This is a genomic window from Pseudomonas sp. PK-RTE-24 (genome assembly GCF_054052265.1).
Genome location: NZ_CM133224.1, coordinates 1818347 through 1840611 on the forward strand (window position 1 = coordinate 1818347; position 22265 = coordinate 1840611).

The 22265-nt window shown below is 61.2% G+C and carries 21 protein-coding genes; 14 read left to right on the top strand and 7 right to left on the bottom strand.

The window, feature by feature from the left end; genetic code table 11:
* Positions 1-5 precede the first annotated feature (5 nt).
* Together ACV8MC_RS08025 and ACV8MC_RS08030 are read left to right on the top strand one after the other, a co-directional pair.
* On the top strand, positions 6-887 hold the full coding sequence (locus tag ACV8MC_RS08025) for an ABC transporter permease subunit (RefSeq protein ID WP_177327003.1): 882 nt from the start codon (positions 6-8) through the stop codon (positions 885-887).
* Entirely contained in the window at positions 884-1774 is an 891-nt protein-coding gene (locus ACV8MC_RS08030; RefSeq protein WP_150742954.1) for an ABC transporter permease subunit, read from the top strand. Before ACV8MC_RS08025 ends, ACV8MC_RS08030 begins: the two co-directional genes overlap by 4 nt.
* A 200-nt stretch (positions 1775-1974) precedes the next feature.
* Here ACV8MC_RS08030 and ACV8MC_RS08035 read toward each other — a convergent pair whose 3' ends face one another.
* Entirely contained in the window at positions 1975-4386 is a 2412-nt protein-coding gene (locus tag ACV8MC_RS08035; RefSeq protein WP_256807874.1) for a penicillin acylase family protein, read from the bottom strand.
* Between the two features lie 102 nt (positions 4387-4488).
* Positions 4489-5067, bottom strand: coding sequence for a DUF6436 domain-containing protein (locus ACV8MC_RS08040; RefSeq protein ID WP_150637045.1), 579 nt, complete (start codon positions 5065-5067; stop codon positions 4489-4491).
* Between the two features lie 99 nt (positions 5068-5166).
* Here ACV8MC_RS08040 and bipL point away from each other — a divergent pair, with 99 nt between their 5' ends.
* Entirely contained in the window at positions 5167-6114 is a 948-nt protein-coding gene (gene bipL, locus ACV8MC_RS08045) for a phospholipase BipL (protein WP_256807875.1), read from the top strand.
* A 132-nt stretch (positions 6115-6246) separates the two neighbouring features.
* On the opposite strand, the gene ACV8MC_RS08050 is transcribed toward bipL, so the two are convergent.
* Positions 6247-6978: a DUF2059 domain-containing protein gene (locus ACV8MC_RS08050; RefSeq protein WP_024014712.1), complete on the bottom strand. Its 732-nt coding sequence runs from the start codon at positions 6976-6978 to the stop codon at positions 6247-6249.
* Between the two features lie 108 nt (positions 6979-7086).
* Between ACV8MC_RS08050 and ACV8MC_RS08055 the strand changes: the two genes are divergently transcribed.
* Both ACV8MC_RS08055 and ACV8MC_RS08060 read left to right on the top strand, forming a co-directional pair.
* Positions 7087-7719: a 2OG-Fe(II) oxygenase gene (locus ACV8MC_RS08055; RefSeq protein ID WP_076564478.1), complete on the top strand. Its 633-nt coding sequence runs from the start codon at positions 7087-7089 to the stop codon at positions 7717-7719.
* Positions 7720-7721: 2 nt separating this feature from the next.
* Positions 7722-8207 (top strand): DUF523 domain-containing protein, encoded by a 486-nt coding sequence (locus ACV8MC_RS08060; RefSeq protein WP_150742958.1) that lies wholly within the window; start codon positions 7722-7724, stop codon positions 8205-8207.
* Positions 8208-8431: 224 nt separating this feature from the next.
* Here the strand turns inward: ACV8MC_RS08060 and ACV8MC_RS08065 are convergent, their stop codons facing one another.
* Positions 8432-8995: a transporter substrate-binding domain-containing protein gene (locus ACV8MC_RS08065; protein ID WP_095181303.1), complete on the bottom strand. Its 564-nt coding sequence runs from the start codon at positions 8993-8995 to the stop codon at positions 8432-8434.
* A gap of 135 nt (positions 8996-9130) precedes the next feature.
* Here ACV8MC_RS08065 and ACV8MC_RS08070 point away from each other — a divergent pair, with 135 nt between their 5' ends.
* Complete coding sequence (locus tag ACV8MC_RS08070) at positions 9131-9556, top strand: DUF4399 domain-containing protein (RefSeq protein ID WP_041476862.1); 426 nt, start codon at positions 9131-9133, stop codon at positions 9554-9556.
* A 51-nt stretch (positions 9557-9607) separates the two neighbouring features.
* Here the strand turns inward: ACV8MC_RS08070 and serA are convergent, their stop codons facing one another.
* Positions 9608-10837 (bottom strand): phosphoglycerate dehydrogenase, encoded by a 1230-nt coding sequence (gene serA / locus ACV8MC_RS08075; protein WP_024014707.1) that lies wholly within the window; start codon positions 10835-10837, stop codon positions 9608-9610.
* 205 nt (positions 10838-11042) lie between these two features.
* Here serA and ACV8MC_RS08080 point away from each other — a divergent pair, with 205 nt between their 5' ends.
* The 4 genes from ACV8MC_RS08080 to ACV8MC_RS08095 all read left to right on the top strand — a co-directional run bounded on the left by ACV8MC_RS08080 (position 11043) and on the right by ACV8MC_RS08095 (position 15370).
* On the top strand, positions 11043-12437 hold the full coding sequence (locus ACV8MC_RS08080; protein WP_024014706.1) for an FAD-binding oxidoreductase: 1395 nt from the start codon (positions 11043-11045) through the stop codon (positions 12435-12437).
* 41 nt (positions 12438-12478) lie between these two features.
* A complete protein-coding gene (locus ACV8MC_RS08085) occupies positions 12479-13144 on the top strand; it encodes a fumarylacetoacetate hydrolase family protein (protein WP_252877074.1) in 666 nt (221 codons plus the stop codon).
* Positions 13145-13348: 204 nt separating this feature from the next.
* Entirely contained in the window at positions 13349-14272 is a 924-nt protein-coding gene (locus tag ACV8MC_RS08090; RefSeq protein ID WP_252877073.1) for an SdiA-regulated domain-containing protein, read from the top strand.
* Between the two features lie 180 nt (positions 14273-14452).
* A complete protein-coding gene (locus ACV8MC_RS08095) occupies positions 14453-15370 on the top strand; it encodes an SdiA-regulated domain-containing protein (RefSeq protein WP_056786260.1) in 918 nt (305 codons plus the stop codon).
* 143 nt (positions 15371-15513) lie between these two features.
* Here ACV8MC_RS08095 and rpiA read toward each other — a convergent pair whose 3' ends face one another.
* The gene (gene rpiA / locus ACV8MC_RS08100) at positions 15514-16188 is read right to left on the bottom strand and encodes a ribose-5-phosphate isomerase RpiA (RefSeq protein ID WP_007913886.1); all 675 of its coding nucleotides are present in this window, start codon (positions 16186-16188) and stop codon (positions 15514-15516) included.
* A 317-nt stretch (positions 16189-16505) separates the two neighbouring features.
* On the opposite strand from rpiA, the gene ilvA reads away from it, so the two are divergent.
* Both ilvA and ACV8MC_RS08110 read left to right on the top strand, forming a co-directional pair.
* On the top strand, positions 16506-18020 hold the full coding sequence (gene ilvA / locus ACV8MC_RS08105; RefSeq protein WP_016772678.1) for a threonine ammonia-lyase, biosynthetic: 1515 nt from the start codon (positions 16506-16508) through the stop codon (positions 18018-18020).
* 41 nt (positions 18021-18061) lie between these two features.
* Positions 18062-18475 carry a DUF2269 family protein gene (locus ACV8MC_RS08110; protein WP_076564472.1) on the top strand — a complete coding sequence of 138 codons (414 nt, stop codon included), beginning with the start codon at positions 18062-18064 and terminating at the stop codon, positions 18473-18475.
* 120 nt (positions 18476-18595) lie between these two features.
* On the opposite strand, the gene ACV8MC_RS08115 is transcribed toward ACV8MC_RS08110, so the two are convergent.
* Positions 18596-19252 carry a histidinol-phosphatase gene (locus ACV8MC_RS08115; RefSeq protein WP_252879059.1) on the bottom strand — a complete coding sequence of 219 codons (657 nt, stop codon included), beginning with the start codon at positions 19250-19252 and terminating at the stop codon, positions 18596-18598.
* A 143-nt stretch (positions 19253-19395) separates the two neighbouring features.
* Here ACV8MC_RS08115 and ACV8MC_RS08120 point away from each other — a divergent pair, with 143 nt between their 5' ends.
* Entirely contained in the window at positions 19396-19875 is a 480-nt protein-coding gene (locus ACV8MC_RS08120) for an RNA pyrophosphohydrolase (RefSeq protein WP_003229203.1), read from the top strand.
* Positions 19876-19897: 22 nt separating this feature from the next.
* Positions 19898-22177 (top strand): phosphoenolpyruvate--protein phosphotransferase, encoded by a 2280-nt coding sequence (gene ptsP, locus ACV8MC_RS08125; protein ID WP_041476855.1) that lies wholly within the window; start codon positions 19898-19900, stop codon positions 22175-22177.
* Positions 22178-22265: the final 88 nt, after the last annotated feature.

Genomic DNA, 22265 nt, shown 5'->3' on the forward strand with positions numbered 1-22265 from the left:
GAATCATCCCCAATGGCCGGCAGCTGGTCATCGGGGTGCCGTTCATCTGGCTGTTCCTGTTCTTCATGCTGCCGTTCTTCATCGTTCTGAAGATCAGCTTCGCCGAAGCCGACGTGGCGATCCCGCCGTACACCGAGATCTACACCTACGCCGAGCAGAAGCTGCAACTGCTGCTGAACCTGGGCAACTACGCGTTGCTTGGCGACGACGAACTGTACATCGCCGCCTATCTCGGCTCGCTGAAAATGGCCTTTATCAGCACCGTGCTCTGCCTGCTGATCGGTTACCCGATGGCCTACGCCATCGCCAGCGCGCGCAAGGAGCTGCAAACGGTGCTGGTGCTGCTGATCATGATGCCGACCTGGACCGCGATCCTGATCCGCGTGTACGCGTGGATGGGCATCCTCAGCAACAACGGCCTGCTCAACGGCTTCCTGATGAGCATGGGCCTGATCGACGAGCCGCTGCAGATCCTCAACACCAACCTGGCGGTGTACATCGGGATTGTCTATTCGTACCTGCCGTTCATGATCCTGCCGCTGTACGCCAACTTGGTGAAGCATGATCAGAGTCTGCTGGAAGCCGCGTCGGATCTGGGTTCGAGCACCTTCAACAGCTTCTGGAAAATCACCATTCCGCTGTCCAAGAACGGCATCATTGCCGGCTGCATGCTGGTGTTCATTCCGGTGGTCGGCGAGTTCGTGATCCCGGAACTGCTCGGCGGCCCGGAAACCCTGATGATCGGTAAGGTGCTGTGGCAAGAATTCTTCAACAACCGCGACTGGCCGGTGGCGTCCGCGCTGGCGGTGGTGATGCTGGCGATCCTGATTGTGCCGATCATTCTGTTCAACCGCAGTCAGGCCAAGGAAATGGAGGGTAAAGAATGAAGCGCTTCCGTTTCTCCAGCCTGATGCTGGTACTGGGTCTGATCTTCATCTATCTGCCGATGCTGATTCTGGTGATCTACTCGTTCAACGCCTCGAAACTGGTGACGGTATGGGGCGGCTGGTCGATCAAGTGGTACGTCGGCCTGCTCGACAACTCGCAACTGATGGGCTCGGTGCTGCGCTCGCTGGAAATCGCCTGCTACACCGCCGTGGCGGCGGTGGCACTGGGTACCCTGGCAGCGTTCGTGCTGACCCGCATCACTCACTTCAAGGGCCGCACGCTGTTCGGTGGCCTGGTGACTGCGCCGTTGGTGATGCCGGAAGTGATCACCGGTCTGTCGCTGTTGCTGCTGTTCGTGGCCATGGCCCAAATGATCGGCTGGCCGCAGGAGCGCGGCATCGTCACCATCTGGATCGCCCACACCACGTTCTGCGCCGCGTATGTGGCGGTGGTGGTGTCAGCGCGCTTGCGTGAGCTGGACCTGTCGATCGAAGAGGCGGCGATGGACTTGGGCGCGCGGCCGTGGAAGGTGTTCTTCCTGATCACCATCCCGATGATCGCGCCGTCGCTGGCGGCGGGCGGCATGATGTCGTTCGCGCTGTCGCTGGATGACCTGGTGCTGGCGAGCTTCGTGTCCGGCCCGGGTTCGACGACCCTGCCGATGGAAGTGTTCTCGGCCGTGCGCCTGGGTGTGAAGCCGGAAATCAACGCCGTGGCCAGTCTGATTCTGCTGGCGGTGTCGCTGGTGACCTTCCTCGTCTGGTTCTTCAGCCGCCGCGCCGAAGAAGCACGCAAGAAAGCCATCCAGCAAGCCATCGAAGAAAGCGCCGCCGATTCGTGGAAACAACCGGACGCACGCCGCGCGCCAGCGCCGGAAGCGGCCTAAGCAATATCAGGTTGGCCTCAACCCTGCGGCCAACCTGGTTGTAAATGTGGGAGCGAGCCTGCTCGCGAAGACGGAGTGTCAGTCGACTCAGATGTCGGCTGACACAGCGCTTTCGCGAGCAGGCTCGCTCCCACATTTGGAATGCAATCTCCTGTGGGAGCGAGCTTGCTCGCGAAAGGGCCGGTGCAGATTGCATCAATCTATTGCGCAGCCCGCGCAGGCAGCAGCTTCAACGTACTGCGCGTATTCGCCAGCACCTCTTCCTCGCTGAAATGCGCCTGCACATAAATCCCCTCCACATACGCCTCGGCCTGGTCGTCATAGTGACTGTCCAGCGGCACGCCACTCTGGCCGACCGGATTGATCGTCAGGCTATGGACCGGATCGGCAAAATCCACCAGACGCCGCGTCGACGGTCCATAGGTCACCGGCCATGGCGCCGGGCCGATCTTCGCCGAGAGGTTGTTTGGCACTTCGTGGCTGCCCGGCGCCGCGAACGGGCCGACGTTGAACAGGCGATCCAGCGGCTTCTGCTGCCCCAGCGGATGGCCGTGAGTCAGGGTGTGCGCCGCGCCCCACTGCCAACCGGCCACGTTATCGCCGAGGGTCAGTTTCAGATGCGCCATGCTTGCCGCCCACGCCGTGCGCACGACATCGGCGCGGGTTTCTTTGGCCGGCGTGCTGCGATTGTCCCACCACGGTGAGTCCGCCTTGGCCGCCAGGCGTGGCAACGCCGAATCGATTACCCGCGTCGACAGCAGTGTCTCGAAGAATTCATTGCCCAACTCATCGCGCATCGACGCGTCGGCAAGGTCGTAGAGGAATTGGTTGAACACCGTCGCGCTGATCGAATTCAGCGGATAGTCGCCGGGCCACTGCGCCAGTTGCTCGACCAGTTTCAGCTGCGCCGGATCACTCACCACCTCACGCAACACCGGCAACAGTGGCGCCAACAGACGCGGGCCGTAACCGGTCGCCGTGCCCAGTTGCAGTTGCTGGTTGGCCTCGTTGCTCCACTTCACCCGGTTGTCGCTGAGCTGACGGTCAAGCTGCTGACCACGATCGGCAAGGTTGTAGTAACCGGGGATCTCCATGCCGGTCGGCGACACGGGCTGGAAGTTGGCCGAGACGATATAGCCGCGCGCCGGGTTCTCTTCCTGCGGGTTGGCGCTGAACGGGTAGTAGCCGTCCTTGTCCGCTTCGGGCGTGCTGCCGTCGAGGATGAAGCCCGGTTGCACCCCGGCCGGACGTTTGGGCAGCAAGGCCGAGGCCCACCAGGCGATATCGCCTTTGGCGTTGGCGTACACCAGATTCAGGCCCGGCGCCTGCACCTTGGCCGCTGCCGCGCGGGCCTTGGCCAAGGTGTCGGCGCGGTTGAGCTGGTAGAAGCCGTCGAGGATCGGGTTAGGTGTTTCGAGGAAGGCCCACCACATCGCGATCGGGGTCTTGCCGGCGGCGCTGCCAAGAGCATCGTTGACGATTGGCCCGTGCGGGGAGTGGCGCAAGGTGAGCGTCACCGGCGCCTGACCCTTTACCTTGATCTGTTGTTCGCTGACGAGCATCTCGGTCCACTGACCGCGATACCAGACTTGATTGGGGTTGTCCGGGTTGACCTTCTCGGCGATCAGGTCGAGATCGTCGTTCTGGAACATGGTCAGGCTCCAGCCGAAATCGAGGTTGTGTCCCAGAAACGCGAACGGCACCAGTGCCTGATGATGGCCGTACAACTCGAAACCCGGCGCCGACAACTGCGCCTCGTACCATACCGACGGCACCGAGAAACGGATATGCGGATCGCCGGCCAGCAATGGCTTGCCACTCTGACTGCGGCTGCCGGCAATCACCCAGGCGTTGCTGCCCTCAAACTGCGGCAGGCCGTTGTCGAGCAGCGCCTGTTCGCTGAGGCGGGCGAGGGCGGTGAGGTCCTGCCAGTCGCCGGCGGCGAGGGCCGGTGCGTGCCGGGTGTGATCGGTGGCCAGAACCCCTTTGGCCTGCCAGTCGAGATCGAAGACATTGAGGTAATCGGCGCCGAGCTGATCGCGCACGTAGGTCAGCAGCGGCTCGGTGCGAAATGCGGCGGCAAAGCTATAGGCCATGTAACCGGCGACGCTGATGCTGTCTTCGGCAGTGAACGGCCGCTTGGGGATGCCCAGCACGTCGAACTCGATCGGCGCGGCGTGGCTGTCCTGATATTGGTTGATGCCGTCCAGATAGGCTTGCAGGCCCTTCCATGCCGGCGACTGCTTGTCGAGGCTGGCGACGTAACTGGCCGCGCGCTCGCGAATGCGCAGGCTGCGAAACAGTTTGTCGGTGTCGAGCAGTTTCGGCCCTAGCACTTCGGCCAGCTCGCCCCGGGCGAGGCGGCGCATGGCTTCCATCTGGAACAGACGATCCTGCGCGTGCACATAACCGAGGGCGCGATAGAGGTCGGTTTCGTTCTCGGCGCGGATATGCGGCACACCGCGCTCGTCATAGCGCACGGTCACCGAGCCTTGCAGGTTGCGCAGCTCGACCTGGCCCTGGCGCGTCGGCTGCTTGCTGTAGATATACCCGCCGGCGGCGCCGAGCAGGACAACGATGAGCAAGGCAACGACGATCAACGCACGCTTCATGGTGACTCCTTGTGCAGGCGGGAAGGCCGCCCGTCGGGCTGCAAACATTTAGCACAGAGCATCTGTGTGGTGCAGCGCTGTCCTTGAAAAGTCCGGAATGCCTTACTTCGCGTCCGCCGGCCATGGGCAATAACAACCCACCGCCAAGGTGTGAGTAGCATTGACCGGGCGATCTTCCGTCAGGGCATGCAGGATCGGTTCGATAAAGCTGTTGCTGGAGTTGCAGGTCAAGCCTTCGCTGTACGGGCCGAAGTAGGCGAGTTTGCCGCTGCGATCCCAGATCGCCACGGCAGGGCTGGCGGGGATCTGTTCGGCGCCGGGCAGGACGACGATGGTTTTCAGGCTGGCGAGGGTGGCGGGCAACTGGCCGTGGCTGCCGGGCTTTTGCACGGCGAAGAACTCCACGCCACGCGCGCCGAACTGTTCGACCATCTCGCTCAGGTGCTGTTGATTGCCGACATTGCACGGACAGGCCGGGTCCCAGAAGTGCACGAGGCGGATATTTCCCGGCCCGGCGAGGTTGTCCGGCAGGCGCAGCGGGTCACCGGAAAATACCGCCGTATGTTCGCTGAACGCGCGCAGATAGCGGCCCTGAAACCAGTCATATGCCGCCCACAGCACCCCGGCGCAGATCAGCGCGAGCAGGCTGGCGAACAGTGCGGTGCGGTAGGGCGAACGCATGATTTCGGAATCTGAAAAGGTTGGCTAGCTTGCCATGCTTGCTCCGACAGATGAATATCGCAGGCCGATAAAGTCCGTTTACCGCTTTGGAATGTCCGCATGCCTGATACTTTCGACCCCGATCATTTACGCGCGAGCCTCAAGCCATTGGCCGAGTGGCAGCCGTTATCGGATGAGGCGAAGGCTTATCAGCGCTTCTACAAGACCGACTTCGCCGAGCGCGATGTCTGGCGCGGCATGGGTCGTTTCGAAGTCGATGGCTACGAGCTGGTCAGCCATTGCTGGTGGCCGGAGAAGGTCAAGGCGACGCTGTTTCTGCTCCACGGTTATTACGACCACATCGGCCTGTACCGGCATGTGATCGAGTGGGCGCTGGATCAGGATTTCGCCGTGATCGCCTGCGACTTGCCGGGCCATGGTCTGTCGAGCGGGCCACGGGCAAGCATTCGTGATTTCTCTGAATACCAGGACGTGTTGCAGGCGCTGTTCGCTGAAGCGAACTCGATCGCGCTGCCGCAGCCTTGGCATTTGTGCGGGCAAAGCACCGGTGGCGCGATTGTCGTCGATCACCTGCTCAACCATGGCGAGAACAGCCCGGCGCAGGGGCAGGTGATTCTGCTGGCGCCGTTGGTGCGGCCGAGGGCGTGGGGCTGGTCTCAGTTGAGTTATTACCTGCTGCGGCCGTTTGTGCGCGGGGTGGTGCGACGCTTTAGCGAGAATTCCAACGATCCGGATTTTCTGCCGTTTCTGCAGGCCGACCCGTTACAGCCAAGACGTCTGCCAACGAAATGGGTGGGCGCGCTGTCGCGCTGGATCATCCGCGTCGAGCACGCGAAAAAAAGTCCGCGACGGCCGCTGATCATTCAGGGGCAGGCGGACATGACTGTCGACTGGCAGCACAATCTGCAGGTGTTGAAATGGAAGTTCGACCGGCCGCAGATTCTGCTGTTGGCCGAGGCACGGCATCACCTGGCCAATGAAACGGCGGAGATGCGTGAGGAGTATTTCGAATTCTTGAGCAAGCGGATCAGGGGCAGGAATCTGTAGCGGCTGTGCGGGTCTCTTCGCGAGCAGGCTCGCTCCCACAGGGAATTCGGGATGCTCACACATTTTGTGTCCACTGATGATCCAATGTGGGAGCGAGCCTGCTCGCGAATGCGATCTTTCAGGCAACGAAGATTATTGGCCGACCGCCAACCCCGCCCGAATCGCCGCCAGTGCCGCCTGGTAGTAAGCCTTGCCCTCGGTCGACTCGGCAAATGTCGCAAACTCTTCCAGCTCTTCATCCGACAAATCGCGATAGACGTAGAGCAACGTGTTGTTCAGATCGGCGCCGATCTGATCCATCAGGCGCTGGCGCTGACCGTTCAACATGCCCTGTGCCTGTCCGCCGCCGAGCAATCCCGGGATCATCGAACTCAAGCTGTCCGCCGCTACGCCGGCAATCGCCAGACTGACCTCGGCGCCCGCCTCACGGGCCGGCAGGGCCTGGGCGAGATGGCCGATGATCAGCAAGCGACTGTCGCTGGCCTGCATCTTCGGCAGGCCCTGGGCATTTTTTGCCAGTTGATCGCGACGGGTTGCGAGCAATTCGGCGGCGACGATTTTCTTGCCCAGTGGTGACTGGAAGAAGGTCAGCGCCGGTTTCGGGTCGGCGAGTTTCTGCCGCAGTTGCGCTTCGGCACGCTGATCCATGGCCTGCGCGGCGAAGCGCTGATTGCTGTTGTTAACCAGCGCCTGAAATACCGCAGGCGGCAGGCTGTTCTGATAGCGCTGCTGGGCGGCGCTCAGGGCATCGTTGAAATGCGCGCGTTGTTCTGGCCAGCCGGCGACCTTGTACAACTGATCGTGGCCGTCCGCCCAGGCGGGCAATACGCAGAACATCAACAGTGAAAAAAGCAAACGGCGCATAGGGACTCCTGTCAGCAGCGGACTATTGTCCGTGCGGTGCCGGTACTTGTCGAGAATTCGTAGCAAGGCGCTGCGTGGCTCTGTCGGATTTGTTGCCGTCGGCATACTATGCGCGCCATGCCGATATCCTCTGAACACCCGCTGCTGTTACGCATTGTCGACGACTTGGCCGAACACGGCTGGTCGCAGCAGAACATCTTCCTGCCCGCCGATCTGACCCGGGCGCTGGCGGCCGAGTGCCGTAAACGTGAAGCCGAGGGTGAGCTGGCGCCGGCGGCGGTCGGTCGCGGGCCGTTTTCGGAGATTCGCGAGGGTATTCGCGGCGATCACATCCAGTGGATCGACCCGGGTCAGGCCGACGCCACTGACCGCTACCTGAGCCTGATGGACAGTCTGCGCGAGGCGCTCAATCGTGGCTTGTTTCTGGGGCTTGAAGATTTCGAATGCCATTTCGCCCTGTACCCGCCCGGCGCGTTTTACCTCAAGCACCTCGACCGCTTTCGCGATGATGACCGGCGCATGGTCTCGGCCGTCATCTACCTCAACGAGGCCTGGTTGCCGGAGGACGGTGGCCAGTTGCGCATGTACCTGGGCGAGGAACGTGTGCACGACGTGCAGCCGACCGGCGGCTGCCTGGTGGTGTTTCTCTCCGGCGAAGTGCCCCACGAAGTGTTGCCGGCCCATCGCGAGCGCCTGTCGCTGACTGGCTGGTTCCGTCGCCGTGGCAACGAGCCGTTCTGAACATGGAAAAGATCCTGGTCAGTCGCTGCCTGCTGGGTCACCGCGTGCGTTATGACGGTGGCGCGAGCGGGCCGTTTGATCTGCTTGAGCAGTGGATCGAAGAAGGGCGGGTAGTGCCGTTGTGTCCTGAGGTGGCCGGAGGATTGCCGACGCCGCGGGCGGCGGCGGAGATTCCTGGCGGGCAGGGTGTTGAGGTGCTGGATGGCATTGCCGCAGTCATCACTACTGAGGGCGAGGATGTCAGCGCGCAGTTTCTCGAGGGGGCGCGGCAAGCGCTGGAACTGGTGCAAAAGCACGGCATTCGGGTGGCGGTGCTCAAGGCCAACAGCCCCTCTTGCGGGAATCTGTTGACGTATGACGGCACGTTCAGTGGGGTCAAAGTCAGTGGCGAAGGGGTGACGGCGGCGTTGCTCAAGCGTCATGGGGTTCGGGTTTTCAGTGAACTTGAGCTGGTTGAGGCGGCGGTGACTCTGGCGGCTTTGGACTGATCCGCCATCGTTGCCCTCACCCCAGCCCTCTCCCGGGGGGAGAGGGGGCCGACCGAGGTGTCTGGCGCTGTCCATCGACCTGACAGACCTTGGCGACCAGAGATTCGACAAAGCCATGATCAGTCGATTTCGGATTCGTTATAGCAATCCCAAGTCGGCGTACCTCTAAAGCATCCCCGGATCAGTTCCCTCTCCCTCCGGGAGAGGGTTAGGGTGAGGGGCTCTTACGGTTTCAACCACTTCTCGGACAGCGCCGCCAACCGCCCATCCGCCTTGATCCGTTCCAGCGCGCTCTTGAGGCTGGCCTGAAATGCCGGATTACCCTTCTGAAACGGGATCGCCAACTCGACCGGCGCTGCCGCTTTCGGCTTCGCTTCGGTCAACGCCTGCACCAGCACCAGCGGCCGCGGCGTCTCGTCCTTCTTTGCCAGCAACTGCCCGTCGACCTCGCCGTACGGCTCGCTGAAGTCGAAACGATCCTTGAGTTCGGGTGTCAGTGCTATGTGGTTGAGCGCGACATCGTATTTGCCGCTTTCAACGCCCTGGAGCAGGTCGCCCTCGTCGGTGACGATGAAGTCGGCGCGTACATCCAGCTCCTGGGCCAGAAGTTGCCCAAGCTCGACCTCGAACCCCGTGAGGGTGTCGCCTTCCTTGTAATTGAAGGGCGGTGTATTAGCCTCAAGGGCTATGCGCAGCTCGCCACGGTCGTTGACGTCATCAATCAGTTCGGCGTGAGCCAGCGGGCTCAGAAGGGGTAGCAGGCAGATCAGGCCAGGCAGCAAGCGCATGGTCACTCCTTTGAAATCATTATCGCGACGCTCTGATTCAGGCTCGCTTTGCTATGGTTGTCGAGTGCCTTCGACAACGAATGGTCATGAAGTTGTCATGACCGTGCGGATTTTACGGAAAAACTGGAGAAGAAAATGAAAAGCTTTATGTCTCGTGCAGCGTTGGCCGGTGTGCTGATGGGTGTTTCGGTGCTGGCCAGTGCGGCGACACCGGCGCCGAAGGATGCTGAAGTGTTCATCGTTTCTCCCGAGGACGGCGCCACCGTCTCGCAGGAATTCAAGGTCAAGTTCGGCGTCAAGAACATCGCGCTGGCCCCGGCGGGTGACACCACCAGGAACACCGGCCACCATCACCTGCTGATCGACGTCGACGACCTGCCGGCCGAAGGCGCGCCGATCCCGACGGACGCTCACCACATGCATTTCGGCAAGGCGCAGACCGAAGCCACGATCAAACTGGCCCCCGGCAAGCACACCTTGCAACTGATCCTCGGCGACAGCGGCCACATGCCGTTCGACCCATCGATCGTTTCGGAAAAAATCACGGTCAACGTGAAATAAAAAAAGGGAGCCTTTCGGGGCTCCCTTTTTCTTGCGCTACGAACGCTGTGCTTAGAACAGCACCCGACTACGGATAGTACCGTTGACGTGTTGCAGCTTCTCTTGCGCCAGCTCCGAGTATTCGGCATCGACGTCGATCACCACGTAACCGACCTTCTCGTTGGTCTGCAGGAACTGACCGGAGATGTTGATGCCGTTTTCGGCGAAGACCTTGTTGATCTCGCTCATCACACCCGGGATGTTCTCGTGGATGTGCAGCAGGCGGTGCTTGCCAGGGTGAGCCGGCAGGGCCACTTCCGGGAAGTTGACCGACGACACCGAGGTACCGTTGTCGCTGTACTTGACCAGTTTCTCCGCCACTTCCAGACCGATGTTGGCTTGCGCTTCGGCGGTCGAGCCGCCGATGTGCGGGGTCAGGATCACGTTGTCGAGGCCACGCAGCGGGCTTTCGAACTCTTCGTCGTTGGAGCGGGGCTCCACCGGGAACACGTCGATGGCCGCGCCGATCAGGTGCTTGTCCTTGATCGCGTCCGCCAAGGCGTCGAGCTCGACCACGGTGCCACGTGCAGCGTTGATCAGAATGCCGCCCTTCTTGATGGCGCGGATTTCCTTCTCGCCGATCATCCACTGAGTGGCGGCGGTTTCCGGTACGTGCAGGGTGACGATGTCGGACATGCCCAGCAGCTCGTGCAGATTGTTGACCTGCGTAGCGTTGCCCAGTGGCAGCTTGGTCACGGTGTCATAGAAGAACACCTGCATGCCCAGACCTTCAGCCAGAACCGACAGCTGCGTGCCGATCGAGCCGTAGCCGACGATGCCCAGCTTCTTGCCACGGATCTCGAACGAGTTGGCAGCGGACTTGATCCAGCCGCCACGGTGGCAGGAGGCATTTTTCTCAGGGATGCCGCGCAGCAGCAGGATCGCTTCGGCCAGTACCAGCTCGGCTACGGAACGGGTGTTGGAGTACGGCGCGTTGAACACGGCGATACCGCGCTCGCGGGCCGCACTGAGGTCAACCTGGTTGGTGCCGATGCAGAAACAGCCGACCGCGACCAGTTTCTTTGCGTGATCGAAGATCTCTTCGGTCAGTTGCGTGCGCGAGCGGATGCCGATGAAGTGAGCGTCAGCAATCTTTTCCTTGAGCTGGGCTTCCGGCAAGGAACCAGTCAGGTATTCGATGCTGGTGTAGCCCGCCGCCTTGAGGACGTCGACAGCCGATTGGTGGACGCCTTCGAGAAGAAGGAACTTGATCTTGCTCTTATCGAGAGAAGTCTTGCTCATCTGCGTAAACCTGTATCCCGGAGAAAAATGGCAGGGAGGGAGCAGCCTGGAGCTGACCCGCACGGCAACAAAGCCGTCACCGCGGATCTGGCCTTGGGCACTGTCCTGCGGGGTCGGTATGCTAGCATAGCCACCCCGCTAAACACTCATTCCTGCGACGTGAAGCGTTCTCAGGATGACCATGAATTGTTCGAGAGTTCTGTCGATGACCAATCCTGCGCTGATTGATGAACTGAAGACCCTGGTTGAGCCTGGCAAAGTCCTTACCGACGCCGACTCCCTGAACACTTACGGCAAGGATTGGACCAAACACTTCGCCCCGGCACCGAGCGCCATCGTGTTTCCCAAGACCATCGAGCAAGTGCAGGCCGTGGTGCGTTGGGCCAACACTCATAAGGTTGCGCTGGTGCCATCCGGCGGGCGCACCGGTTTGTCCGCCGCTGCGGTGGCGGCCAATGGCGAAGTGGTGGTTTCGTTCGATTACATGAACCAGATTCTCGACGTCAACCTCACTGACCGCACTGCCGTGTGCCAACCGGGCGTGGTCACTGAGCATCTGCAGAACGTCGCCGAAGAAAACGGCCTGTACTATCCGGTCGACTTCGCCTCGGCAGGTTCCAGCCAGATTGGCGGCAATATCGGCACCAATGCCGGCGGGATCAAAGTGATTCGCTACGGCATGACCCGCAACTGGGTGGCCGGCATGAAAGTCGTCACCGGCAAGGGCGATGTGCTCGAACTGAACAAGGACCTGATCAAGAACGCCACCGGTTATGACTTGCGTCAGCTGTTCATCGGCGCCGAAGGCACCCTCGGTTTCGTCGTCGAAGCGACCATGCGCCTTGATCGCGCGCCGAAAAACCTCACGGCGATGGTCCTCGGCACCGCCGATTTCGATTCGATCATGCCGGTGCTGCATGCCTTCCAGGGCAAACTCGACCTGACGGCGTTCGAATTCTTCTCCGATAAGGCCCTGGCCAAGGTCATGGGCCGTGGCGACGTGCCGGCGCCATTCGACACCGAGTGCCCGTTCTACGCCCTGCTGGAATTCGAAGCGACCACCGAAGAAGTGGCCAACAGCGCGCTGGAAACCTTCGAACACTGCGTAGAACAGGGCTGGGTGCTCGACGGCGTGATGAGCCAGAGCGAAACCCAGCTGCACAATCTGTGGAAGCTGCGCGAGTACATCTCCGAAACCATCTCCCACTGGACGCCGTACAAGAACGACATCTCGGTTACCGTCTCGAAAGTGCCGGCGTTCCTGCGCGAAATCGACGCGATCGTTGGCGAGCACTACCCGGATTTCGAAATCGTCTGGTTCGGCCACATCGGCGACGGCAATCTGCACCTGAACATCCTTAAGCCGGAAAATCTGAGCAAGGACGAGTTCTTCGCCAAGTGCGCCACCGTCAACAAGTGGGTGTTCGAAACCGTCGAGAAATACAACGGCTCGATCTCGGCCGAGCACGGCGTCGGTATGACCAAGCGTGATTACCTGACCTACAGCCGCTCGCCGGCCGAGATCGAGTACATGAAAGCGGTCAAGGCAGTCTTCGACCCGAACGGCATCATGAACCCGGGCAAGATTTTCCCGGTTTGATCGGTAATCTCTGTTGAATCAATAAAGGCAGGAGTCGGTAAATGAGCTATCAGCACCAGTACGTCGACGGCACGCGCATTCACTTCCCGATCGGGAAAGTCGTGTGCATTGGCCGCAATTACGCCGAGCACGCCAAGGAACTGGATAACCCGGTGCCGACCGAGCCGCTGCTGTTCATCAAGCCGGGCAGTTGCGTGGTGCCGCTGGAAGGCGGTTTCAGCATTCCGACCGAGCGCGGTTCGGTGCACTACGAAGCGGAAATCGCTGTGTTGATCGGCAAACCGCTGTCGACCAAACCAAGCCGCGAAGAAGTCCTCGATGCGATCTCCGGTTTCGCCCCGGCGCTGGACCTGACCCTGCGCGACAAGCAGGCCGAGCTCAAATCCAAGGGCCTACCGTGGGAAATCGCCAAGTCGTTCGACGGCGCGGCGGTGATCGCGCCGTTCGTGGTCGGCAGCACCTTCGCTGACCTGACCGACATCGGCATCCGCCTGACCATCAACGGCGAAGTGCGCCAGGACGGCAACAGCAGCGCGATGCTCAACCCGATCGTGCCGATGATCCAGCACATGGCCGGCTGCTTCTCGCTGCAGGCCGGCGACGTGATCCTCACCGGCACGCCAGTGGGCGTCGGCCCGCTGAATGTCGGCGATGAAATCGTCCTCGAACTGCCGGGGGCGAGCAGCTTCAGCAGCAGCGTGCGCTAACCGCAGAAGCCCTTGTAGGGGGTGAGCTTTGTGGTGAGGGGATAAATCCCCTCGCCACAATTGTGTTGCTGGCAAACGCACACGCCAATCCCGCCATTTCCCGTTTTTTTCACATCCTCTCTGGATAATTCCCGCGATTCTGGCGTCTCAGCCGGCCTCTTTGTGCTATTACCCTTGGCCTGAATTAACGGAACGCATCCCTCGATGGCATCTCGAACTCAGCAGAAATCCCCCTCCCGTTCGCGCTTCGTCCTGCGCTGGTATGTCTGGCTGTTGCTGGTCATCGCCGCAGCCTATGGACTGGCGTTCGCCATGCATTGGGATGATCGCGGCGTGCTGTGGGTGCTGGAGCGCTTCGAGAGCAAGGCCGAGCAAAAGGAGAGTGTGTGGCTGCCGGATTATCAGGTGGTCATCGATGCCAAGCCGCTGCCGGGTATGGAAAAGGACGAAGCTTCGGATCTGGCCTATAACCCGCAGACAAAGACCCTGTTCGCGGTGATGGGCAAGAATGCCTTCCTGGTCGAGCTGACGCTTGAGGGCGACGTGTTGCGCAAGATGCCGTTGGTGGGCTGGAGCAATCCGGAAGGCCTGACGGTCATGGAAAACGGCTTGCTGGCCATTGTCGATGAGCGTGAGCATACCTTGTCGATCGTCAAGATCGACGCCGCGACTCGTGAGCTGAACATCGCCGACTTCCCGAAATACGATCTCGGGCCGTCGAAAGATCAGAACAAGGCGTTTGAGGCCATCACGTGGGATCCGCGCAATCAGCGATTGATTCTGGGGGAGGAACGCCCACCGGCGCTGTTCACCTGGAAAAGCGATGGCGGCCAGACCCTGCAGGGCGACAAGCAGAAGCTGGCCAGCGATCAGCTGGATCTGCGCAACCTGTCGGCGCTGGCTGTCGATCCGCGCACTGGCCATCTGCTGGTGCTGTCGGCGGATTCACACCTGTTGCTTGAACTCGACGAGGATGGCAAGCAAGTCAGCTTCATGACGTTGCTTGGGAATTTCAACGGTCTGAAAGACACCATCCCCCGCGCCGAAGGCATGACCATGGATGCGGACGGCACGCTGTACATGGTCAGCGAGCCGAACCTGTTCTACCGATTCGAAAAACACCGGTGATGCCTTCCCTGGAGCTGCCGCAGGCTGCGATCTTTTGATCTTGCTTATGAAAGTCAAAAAATCGCAGCCTTCGGCAGCTCCTACGGCGCTTGGCTTGTGATCTGAGGCAAGTGGCCATTAAGCTTCAATTCAGACGGGCGTGATATTTCATCGGCCTGTCATGAATCCGAGCCTGCCTGAATGCGTCGACTTGCCCGCCCCAAACCGCTGATTCTCGTCCTGTTGATGATTGTCCTGATTGCGTTGATCGCGATCGGCCAATACCTGCGTCTGTTCGAGCGCGCCTGGTTCAACCTGCACACGCTGTGGCAACCGGTGAGCAGCGAGGCGATCGGGCTCGACCAGTATCGGGTGACGATCGAGGCGCGGCCGATCGAGGGGCTCGACGATGACGTCTCGGCGCTGACCTACGATCCGGTGCGCAAAAGTCTGTTCACGGTCACCAACAAGAATTCCGAACTGGTCGAATTGTCCCTGGAAGGCAAGATTCTGCGGCGCATCGCTCTGGTGGGGTTTGGCGATCCGGAAGCCGTCGAGTACATCAGTGCCGACACCTACGTGATCACCGACGAGCGTCAGCAACGCCTGATCAAGATCCACCTCGAGGCCGACACCACTTTTCTCGATGCCGAGGATGCCGAGCAAATGACCCTTGGCGTGCACATGTCCGGCAACAAGGGTTTCGAAGGGCTGGCTTATGATTCTGTGGGCAAGCGGCTGTTCGTGGCGAAAGAGCGCGACCCGATGCTGATCTACGAAGTCCACGGCTTCCCGCATTTCAAACCGGACAAGACCTACGCGGTGCACGTGATCAACAACCCCAAGCGCGATGCCGGAATGTTTGTGCGTGATCTGTCGAGTCTGCAGTACGACGAGCGCAGCGGGCACTTGCTGGCGCTGTCGGACGAGTCGCGCTTGATCATCGAACTGGATGTCGACGGGCGCCCGTTGAGCACCATGTCGATCAGCGGCGGGCGCCAGGGTTTGCAGAAAACCGTGCCGCAGGCGGAGGGAATTGCAATGGATGATGACGGCACGTTGTACCTGGTGAGCGAGCCGAATCTGTTTTACGTCTTCAAAAAACCCACACCAAACTAACTGACATCACAAAACACTGTGGGAGCGAGCCTGCTCGCGAAGGCGGTTGATCAGTCTCTGAATATGTTGACTGACCCGACGCTTTCGCGAGCAGGCTCGCTCCCACAGGTTATTTATCAGCCCATGGCAAGTGGGGCAGTCTGTTACTCAGCCTTCAGGGTTTTCACGCCTTCACTGGTGCCCAGCAACAACAGATCCGCCGGACGCGCGGCGAACAGGCCGTTGGTGACCACGCCGACGATGGCATTGATCTGTGCTTCCAGCTCCACCGGGTTGGTGATCTGCAGGTTGAACACGTCGAGGATGATGTTGCCGTTGTCGGTCAGCACGCCTTCGCGGTACACCGGGTCGCCGCCCAGTTTCACCAGTTGGCGGGCTACGTGGCTGCGGGCCATCGGGATGACTTCCACCGGCAGCGGGAACTCGCCGAGCACCGGCACCAGTTTGCTGGCGTCGGCGATGCAGATGAAGGTCTTGGCCACGGCGGCGACAATCTTCTCGCGGGTCAGGGCCGCGCCGCCGCCCTTGATCAGGTTCAGGTGCGCATCGCTCTCATCGGCGCCGTCGACGTAGAACTCCAGATCGCTGACGGTATTCAGCTCATACACCGGAATCCCATGGCCCTTGAGGCGCGCGGCGGTGGCTTCGGAGCTGGCGACCGCGCCATCGAACGCGCCCTTGTGCTGGGCCAGGGCGTCGATGAAGCAATTGGCGGTGGAGCCGGTGCCGACGCCGACGATGCTCTTGTCGTCGAGTTTCGGCAGGATGAAGTCGACGGCGGCCTGGGCCACGGCCTGTTTGAGTTGATCCTGGGTCATGCGGGCTCCGGAAGCGGGCAAGGGTTGGGCAGAAAGGCCGGCATTATAGGCCTCGCGGTGGTACAGGGGGAAACAAGCTGTGGCGAGGGGATTTATCCCCGTTCGGCGACGCAGTCGTCGTAAAACCCAGGAACGCGGTGTGACTGAAAAAAAGCAGGGGAGCGCTTCGCACTCCAGCGGGGATAAATCCCCTCACCACAACGGTGCTCACTCAAGATTGGGTTTCCAGACCTTAAAACCACCTGTTTAGTGTGGTCGCCTCGGCAAAAGGCGGGTTAGACTCGCTGGTCCCGCCCAGTCGCCAGTGATGCTTTCCGATGCTCGAACAGTACGTCAAAAAGATCCTCACCTCGCGCGTTTATGACGTTGCCGTAGAAACCCCGCTGCAGAACGCCCGCCAGCTCTCCGAGCGGCTGGGCAATGACATCTGGCTCAAGCGCGAAGACTTGCAGCCAGTGTTCTCGTTCAAGATTCGCGGCGCCTACAACAAGCTGACGCAACTGAGCGACGAAGAGCGCGCCCGCGGCGTGGTCACCGCGTCGGCGGGCAATCATGCGCAGGGTCTGGCTCTGGCGGCGAAAGTGTTGGGCGTCAAAGCCACCATCGTCATGCCCAAGACCACCCCGGAAATCAAAGTTGAAGGCGTGCGTTCGCGCGGCGGCAAAGTGGTGCTGCACGGTGACTCGTTTCCGGAAGCGCTGGCCTATTCGCTGAAACTGGTCGATGAAAAAGGCTACGTCTACATCCACCCGTACGACGATCCGCACACCATTGCCGGGCAGGGCACCGTGGCCATGGAAATCCTGCGTCAGCACCCGCAGCCGCTGGATGCGATTTTCGTCCCGGTCGGCGGTGGCGGCCTGATCGCCGGTATCGCGGCGTACGTGAAATACCTGCGTCCGGACATCAAGGTAATTGGCGTCGAACCGGACGACTCCAACTGCCTGCAAGCGGCAATGGCAGCGGGCGAGCGCGTGGTTCTGCCGACTGTCGGCATCTTCGCCGACGGCGTGGCGGTGGCGCAGATCGGCCAGTACACCTTCGAGATCTGCAAGGATTACGTGGATGAAGTGATTACTGTCAGCACCGACGAGATCTGCGCGGCGATCAAGGATATCTACGACGATACCCGCTCGATCACCGAGCCTGCCGGCGCATTGGGCGTGGCCGGGATCAAGAAGTACGTCGAGCAGCGTGGCGTCAGCGGCCAGACTTTCGTCGCCATCGACTCCGGCGCCAACGTCAACTTCGACCGCCTGCGCCACGTCGCCGAACGCGCTGAGCTGGGCGAAGGGCGCGAGGCGATCATCGCCGTGACCATTCCGGAAAAGGCCGGCAGCTTCAAGGCGTTCTGCGAAGCCATCGGCAAGCGCCAGATCACTGAATTCAATTACCGCTACAACACCGGCAGCGAAGCGCACATCTTTGTTGGCGTGCAGACCCACCCGGACAACGATCCGCGCAGCGCCTTACTGGCGAGTCTGACCGAGCAGGGGTTCCCGGTGCTCGACCTGACCGACAACGAGCTGGCCAAGCTGCATATTCGCCACATGGTCGGTGGCCGCGCGGCGCAGGTGGTCGATGAAGTGGTGCTGCGCTTCGAATTCCCGGAGCGTCCGGGCGCGTTGTTCAACTTCCTCAACAAGCTCGGCGGGCGCTGGAACATCTCGATGTTCCACTACCGCAACCACGGCGCGGCGGACGGGCGTGTGGTCGCCGGCTTGCAAGTGCCGCATGACGAGCGTCATCTGGTGCCGGCGGCGCTGGCGGAAATCGGCTATCCATACTGGGATGAAAGCGATAACCCGGCCTATCAGCTGTTTCTTGGCTGAGCGGCTACGCTGATGGGCATGGATCTACGGATGAGAACGACATGGAAACCCTGACCACCCTCAAAGTCCTTCACGTCGCGGCGACCGTGGTGATCCTCGCGAGCGGGCTGGGGCTCGCCGCCCTGACCTGGCGAAATCGCAGCGAAGGGCCGGCCAGTACGATGCGCCGTCCCTGGCTGTTCATCTGGTGTCTGATGCTGATCGGCATGCTCAGCATGCCCTTCACCGGCTGGTGGCTGGTGCATCTGGTGGGCTGGCCGTTGGGCCAATTGTGGATTCTGGGATCCAGCGTGATCTACGCCGTGGCCACGTTCAGTGCGGTCTGGCTGCTGGTCCGGCTGGATCGGCTGTGGACAAGCGGGGTGGGCAATCGCAAGTTCAATCTGGCGCTGGCGATTGTCAGCGGCGTCGGATTTGTCGCCATCGCGGCGTTGATGGGGGCCAAGCCGGTTTAAGGCTTGAGGCCGAGTTGACCCCCATCGCTGGCAAGCCAGCTCCCACAGGGGTATTCAGTGAACACAGATTAAGTGGACACTGAGAACCCTGTGGGAGCTGGCTTGCCAGCGATAGCAATCTCAGTCGCGCAACGAAATCACCGGCCAGCCACGCTTCTCGGCCTCGGCCCGCAGATTCGGATCCGGATCCACCGCCACCGGATTCGCCACCTGCTCCAGCAGCGCCAGATCATTCATCGAATCGCTATAGAAATAGCTGTCCTCGAGCGAATAGCCGGTCTCTTCCAGCCAGCGATTGAGGCGCGTGACCTTGCCTTCGCGGAAGCACGGGATGTCGGTGCTGCGCCCGCTGTAGCGGCCGTCGATCATTTCGCATTCGGTGGCAATCAGGGTTTCCACGCCCAGGCGCACGGCGATCGGTGCCGTCACGAAACGGTTGGTGGCGGTGATGATCACTAGTTTGTCGCCGGCATCGCGGTGCTTCTTCAGCAGCTCCAGTGCCTTGGGCAGCACGATCGGCTCGATGCAGTCGCGCATGTAATCGCTGTGCCATTGCTCAAGCACGGCCATTTCCGTGCGGCCGAGAATCTCCAGGCAGAAGTTCAGGTAGGCGGCGTTGTCCAGCTTGCCGGCCAGGTAATCCTGATAGAACTCGTCGTTGCGCGCCTTGTAGGCGATCGGGTCGAGGAAGCCGCGCTCGCACAGATAATCGCCCCAGGCGTGATCGCTGTCGCCGCCCAGAAGGGTGTTGTCCAAATCGAATAAAGCCAGGCGCATTGCAGTTACCCGCTGAAAAGTCAGTAAAAAGGCGACAAGAATACGGTCTTTTCACAAGAGTGCACATAAGGTAGGAACCTTCGTTGCCGCCTGATCAAGCTTTGTGGAACAATGCGGCGACATGCGTTTGCGAGGTTGTTGCCGTGATCGACCCCGATGGTTTCCGCCCCAATGTCGGGATCATTCTGACGAATGACGCCGGCCAGGTGCTATGGGCTCGCCGTATCAATCAGGACGCCTGGCAGTTTCCGCAAGGGGGGATCAACCCCGAGGAGACGCCGGAAGACGCCTTGTACCGCGAGCTGAACGAAGAAGTTGGCCTGGAACGTGAAGATGTTGAAATACTGGCCTGTACCCGGGGCTGGTTGCGCTATCGTTTGCCGCAACGCCTGGTGCGTACCCACAGCCAACCGCTGTGCATCGGCCAGAAACAGAAATGGTTCCTCCTGCGCCTGATCTCCAACGAGCAGCGGGTGCGGATGGATCTGACCGGTAAACCGGAGTTCGATGGCTGGCGCTGGGTCAGCTATTGGTATCCGTTGGGCCAGGTGGTGACATTCAAGCGCGAGGTGTATCGACGCGCTCTCAAAGAGCTTGCCCCGCGCCTTTTAGCGCGCGACTGACGACGGAGTTCGACCCCGAGCCATGCTCAATACGCTGCGCAAGATCGTCCAGGAAGTTAACTCCGCCAAGGATCTCAAGGCGGCGTTGGGGATTATTGTGTTGCGCGTCAAAGAGGCCATGGGCAGCCAGGTCTGCTCGGTCTACCTGCTTGATCCGGAAACCAATCGCTTCGTCCTGATGGCCACCGAGGGCTTGAACAAGCGCTCGATCGGCAAGGTCAGCATGGCCCCCAACGAGGGTCTGGTCGGTCTGGTCGGCACGCGTGAAGAACCCCTGAACCTGGAAAACGCGTCGGTTCACCCGCGCTATCGCTACTTCGCCGAAACCGGTGAAGAGCGTTACGCCTCGTTCCTCGGTGCACCGATCATCCACCACCGCCGCGTCGTCGGCGTGTTGGTCATCCAGCAGAAAGAACGCCGCCAGTTCGACGAAGGTGAAGAAGCCTTCCTCGTGACCATGAGCGCGCAGCTTGCCGGTGTAATCGCCCACGCCGAGGCCACCGGTTCGATCCGTGGTCTGGGCCGGCAGGGCAAGGGCATTCAGGAAGCCAAGTTCGTCGGCGTACCGGGTTCGCCGGGTGCCGCCGTCGGTACCGCCGTGGTCATGCTGCCGCCGGCGGACCTGGACGTGGTGCCGGACAAGACCATCACCGACATCGACGCTGAGCTGGCGCTGTTCAAGACTGCCATCGAAGGCGTGCGCGCCGACATGCGCGCCTTGTCCGCCAAACTCGCGACCCAACTGCGCCCGGAAGAGCGCGCGTTGTTCGACGTCTACCTGATGATGCTCGACGATGCCTCGCTGGGCAGCGAAATCACCACCGTGATCAAGACGGGGCAGTGGGCTCAGGGCGCGCTGCGTCAGGTGGTCACTGAGCACGTCAACCGTTTCGAACTGATGGACGACGCCTACCTGCGCGAACGCGCCTCGGACGTCAAAGACCTTGGCCGCCGTCTGCTCGCCTATCTGCAGGAAGAGCGCCAGCAGAATCTGGTCTACCCGGAAAAAACCATTCTGGTCAGCGAAGAGCTGACGCCGGCGATGCTCGGCGAGGTGCCGGAAGGCACGCTGGTCGGTCTGGTTTCGGTACTCGGTTCGGGTAACTCTCACGTCGCGATTCTCGCCCGAGCCATGGGCATTCCGACAGTGATGGGCCTGGTCGATCTGCCGTACGCCAAGGTCGACGGCATCGAAATGATCGTCGACGGCACCCGTGGCGAGGTCTACACCAACCCGAGCGAAGTGCTGCGCAAGCAGTTCGCCGAAGTCGTCGAAGAAGAGAAACAACTGGCGCTGGGCCTCGACACCCTGCGCGACCTGCCGTGCGTGACCCTCGATGGTCACCGCATGCCGCTGTGGGTCAACACCGGCCTGCTCGCCGATGTGGCGCGGGCGCAGAAGCGTGGCGCCGAAGGGGTCGGCCTGTACCGCACCGAAGTGCCGTTCATGATCAACCAGCGCTTCCCGAGCGAGAAGGAACAGCTGGCGATCTACCGCGAACAGCTCGCCGCGTTCCACCCGCAACCGGTGACCATGCGCAGCCTCGACATCGGCGGTGACAAATCGCTGTCGTACTTCCCGATCAAGGAAGACAACCCGTTCCTCGGCTGGCGCGGTATCCGCGTCACCCTCGACCACCCGGAAATCTTCCTGGTGCAGACCCGCGCGATGCTCAAGGCCAGCGAAGGCCTGAACAACCTGCGGATTCTGCTGCCGATGATCTCCGGCACCCACGAACTCGAAGAAGCCCTGCACCTGATCCACCGCGCCTGGGGCGAAGTGCGCGACGAAGGCACCGACGTGCCGATGCCGCCGATCGGCGTGATGATCGAGATCCCGGCAGCGGTGTACCAGACCAAGGAACTGGCGCGGATGGTCGACTTCCTCTCCGTCGGCTCCAACGACCTGACCCAGTACCTGCTGGCGGTAGACCGCAACAACCCGCGCGTCGCCGACCTCTACGACTATCTGCACCCGGCGGTGCTGCAAGCCCTGCAAACCGTGGTCACTGACGCCCACGCCGAAGGCAAACCGGTGAGCATCTGCGGCGAGATGGCCGGTGATCCGGCGGCGGCGGTGCTGTTGATGGCGATGGGTTTCGACAGCCTGTCGATGAACGCCACCAACCTGCCGAAGGTGAAGTGGATGTTGCGTCAGGTGAACCTGAGCAAGGCCCAGGAGATGCTGGCCGAACTGATGAAGATCGATAACCCGCAGGTTATCCACAGCTCGCTGCAACTGGCGCTGAAGAATCTCGGGTTGGCCAAGATGAATTCGCCGGTGGTGACCAAGGCTCTCTAAAGATCAAAGGCCCCTCACCCTAGCCCTCCCGAAACGTCGGACCGCCCAGAGGGAGAGGGGACTGATTGGGGGATGCTGCAGAACTCCG

What these genes read in the sequence shown, in the direction of transcription:
- ACV8MC_RS08030 (WP_150742954.1), top strand. Translation starts at nt 884, where the DNA reads ATGAAGCGCTTCCGTTTCTCCAGCCTGATGCTGGTACTGGGTCTGATC.
- ACV8MC_RS08035 (WP_256807874.1), bottom strand. Translation starts at nt 4,386, where the DNA reads ATGAAGCGTGCGTTGATCGTCGTTGCCTTGCTCATCGTTGTCCTGCTC.
- ACV8MC_RS08040 (WP_150637045.1), bottom strand. Translation starts at nt 5,067, where the DNA reads ATGCGTTCGCCCTACCGCACCGCACTGTTCGCCAGCCTGCTCGCGCTG.
- bipL (WP_256807875.1), top strand. Translation starts at nt 5,167, where the DNA reads ATGCCTGATACTTTCGACCCCGATCATTTACGCGCGAGCCTCAAGCCA.
- ACV8MC_RS08050 (WP_024014712.1), bottom strand. Translation starts at nt 6,978, where the DNA reads ATGCGCCGTTTGCTTTTTTCACTGTTGATGTTCTGCGTATTGCCCGCC.
- ACV8MC_RS08055 (WP_076564478.1), top strand. Translation starts at nt 7,087, where the DNA reads ATGCGCGCCATGCCGATATCCTCTGAACACCCGCTGCTGTTACGCATT.
- ACV8MC_RS08060 (WP_150742958.1), top strand. Translation starts at nt 7,722, where the DNA reads ATGGAAAAGATCCTGGTCAGTCGCTGCCTGCTGGGTCACCGCGTGCGT.
- ACV8MC_RS08065 (WP_095181303.1), bottom strand. Translation starts at nt 8,995, where the DNA reads ATGCGCTTGCTGCCTGGCCTGATCTGCCTGCTACCCCTTCTGAGCCCG.
- ACV8MC_RS08070 (WP_041476862.1), top strand. Translation starts at nt 9,131, where the DNA reads ATGAAAAGCTTTATGTCTCGTGCAGCGTTGGCCGGTGTGCTGATGGGT.
- serA (WP_024014707.1), bottom strand. Translation starts at nt 10,837, where the DNA reads ATGAGCAAGACTTCTCTCGATAAGAGCAAGATCAAGTTCCTTCTTCTC.
- ACV8MC_RS08080 (WP_024014706.1), top strand. Translation starts at nt 11,043, where the DNA reads ATGACCAATCCTGCGCTGATTGATGAACTGAAGACCCTGGTTGAGCCT.
- ACV8MC_RS08085 (WP_252877074.1), top strand. Translation starts at nt 12,479, where the DNA reads ATGAGCTATCAGCACCAGTACGTCGACGGCACGCGCATTCACTTCCCG.
- ACV8MC_RS08090 (WP_252877073.1), top strand. Translation starts at nt 13,349, where the DNA reads ATGGCATCTCGAACTCAGCAGAAATCCCCCTCCCGTTCGCGCTTCGTC.
- ACV8MC_RS08095 (WP_056786260.1), top strand. Translation starts at nt 14,453, where the DNA reads ATGCGTCGACTTGCCCGCCCCAAACCGCTGATTCTCGTCCTGTTGATG.
- rpiA (WP_007913886.1), bottom strand. Translation starts at nt 16,188, where the DNA reads ATGACCCAGGATCAACTCAAACAGGCCGTGGCCCAGGCCGCCGTCGAC.
- ilvA (WP_016772678.1), top strand. Translation starts at nt 16,506, where the DNA reads ATGCTCGAACAGTACGTCAAAAAGATCCTCACCTCGCGCGTTTATGAC.
- ACV8MC_RS08110 (WP_076564472.1), top strand. Translation starts at nt 18,062, where the DNA reads ATGGAAACCCTGACCACCCTCAAAGTCCTTCACGTCGCGGCGACCGTG.
- ACV8MC_RS08115 (WP_252879059.1), bottom strand. Translation starts at nt 19,252, where the DNA reads ATGCGCCTGGCTTTATTCGATTTGGACAACACCCTTCTGGGCGGCGAC.
- ptsP (WP_041476855.1), top strand. Translation starts at nt 19,898, where the DNA reads ATGCTCAATACGCTGCGCAAGATCGTCCAGGAAGTTAACTCCGCCAAG.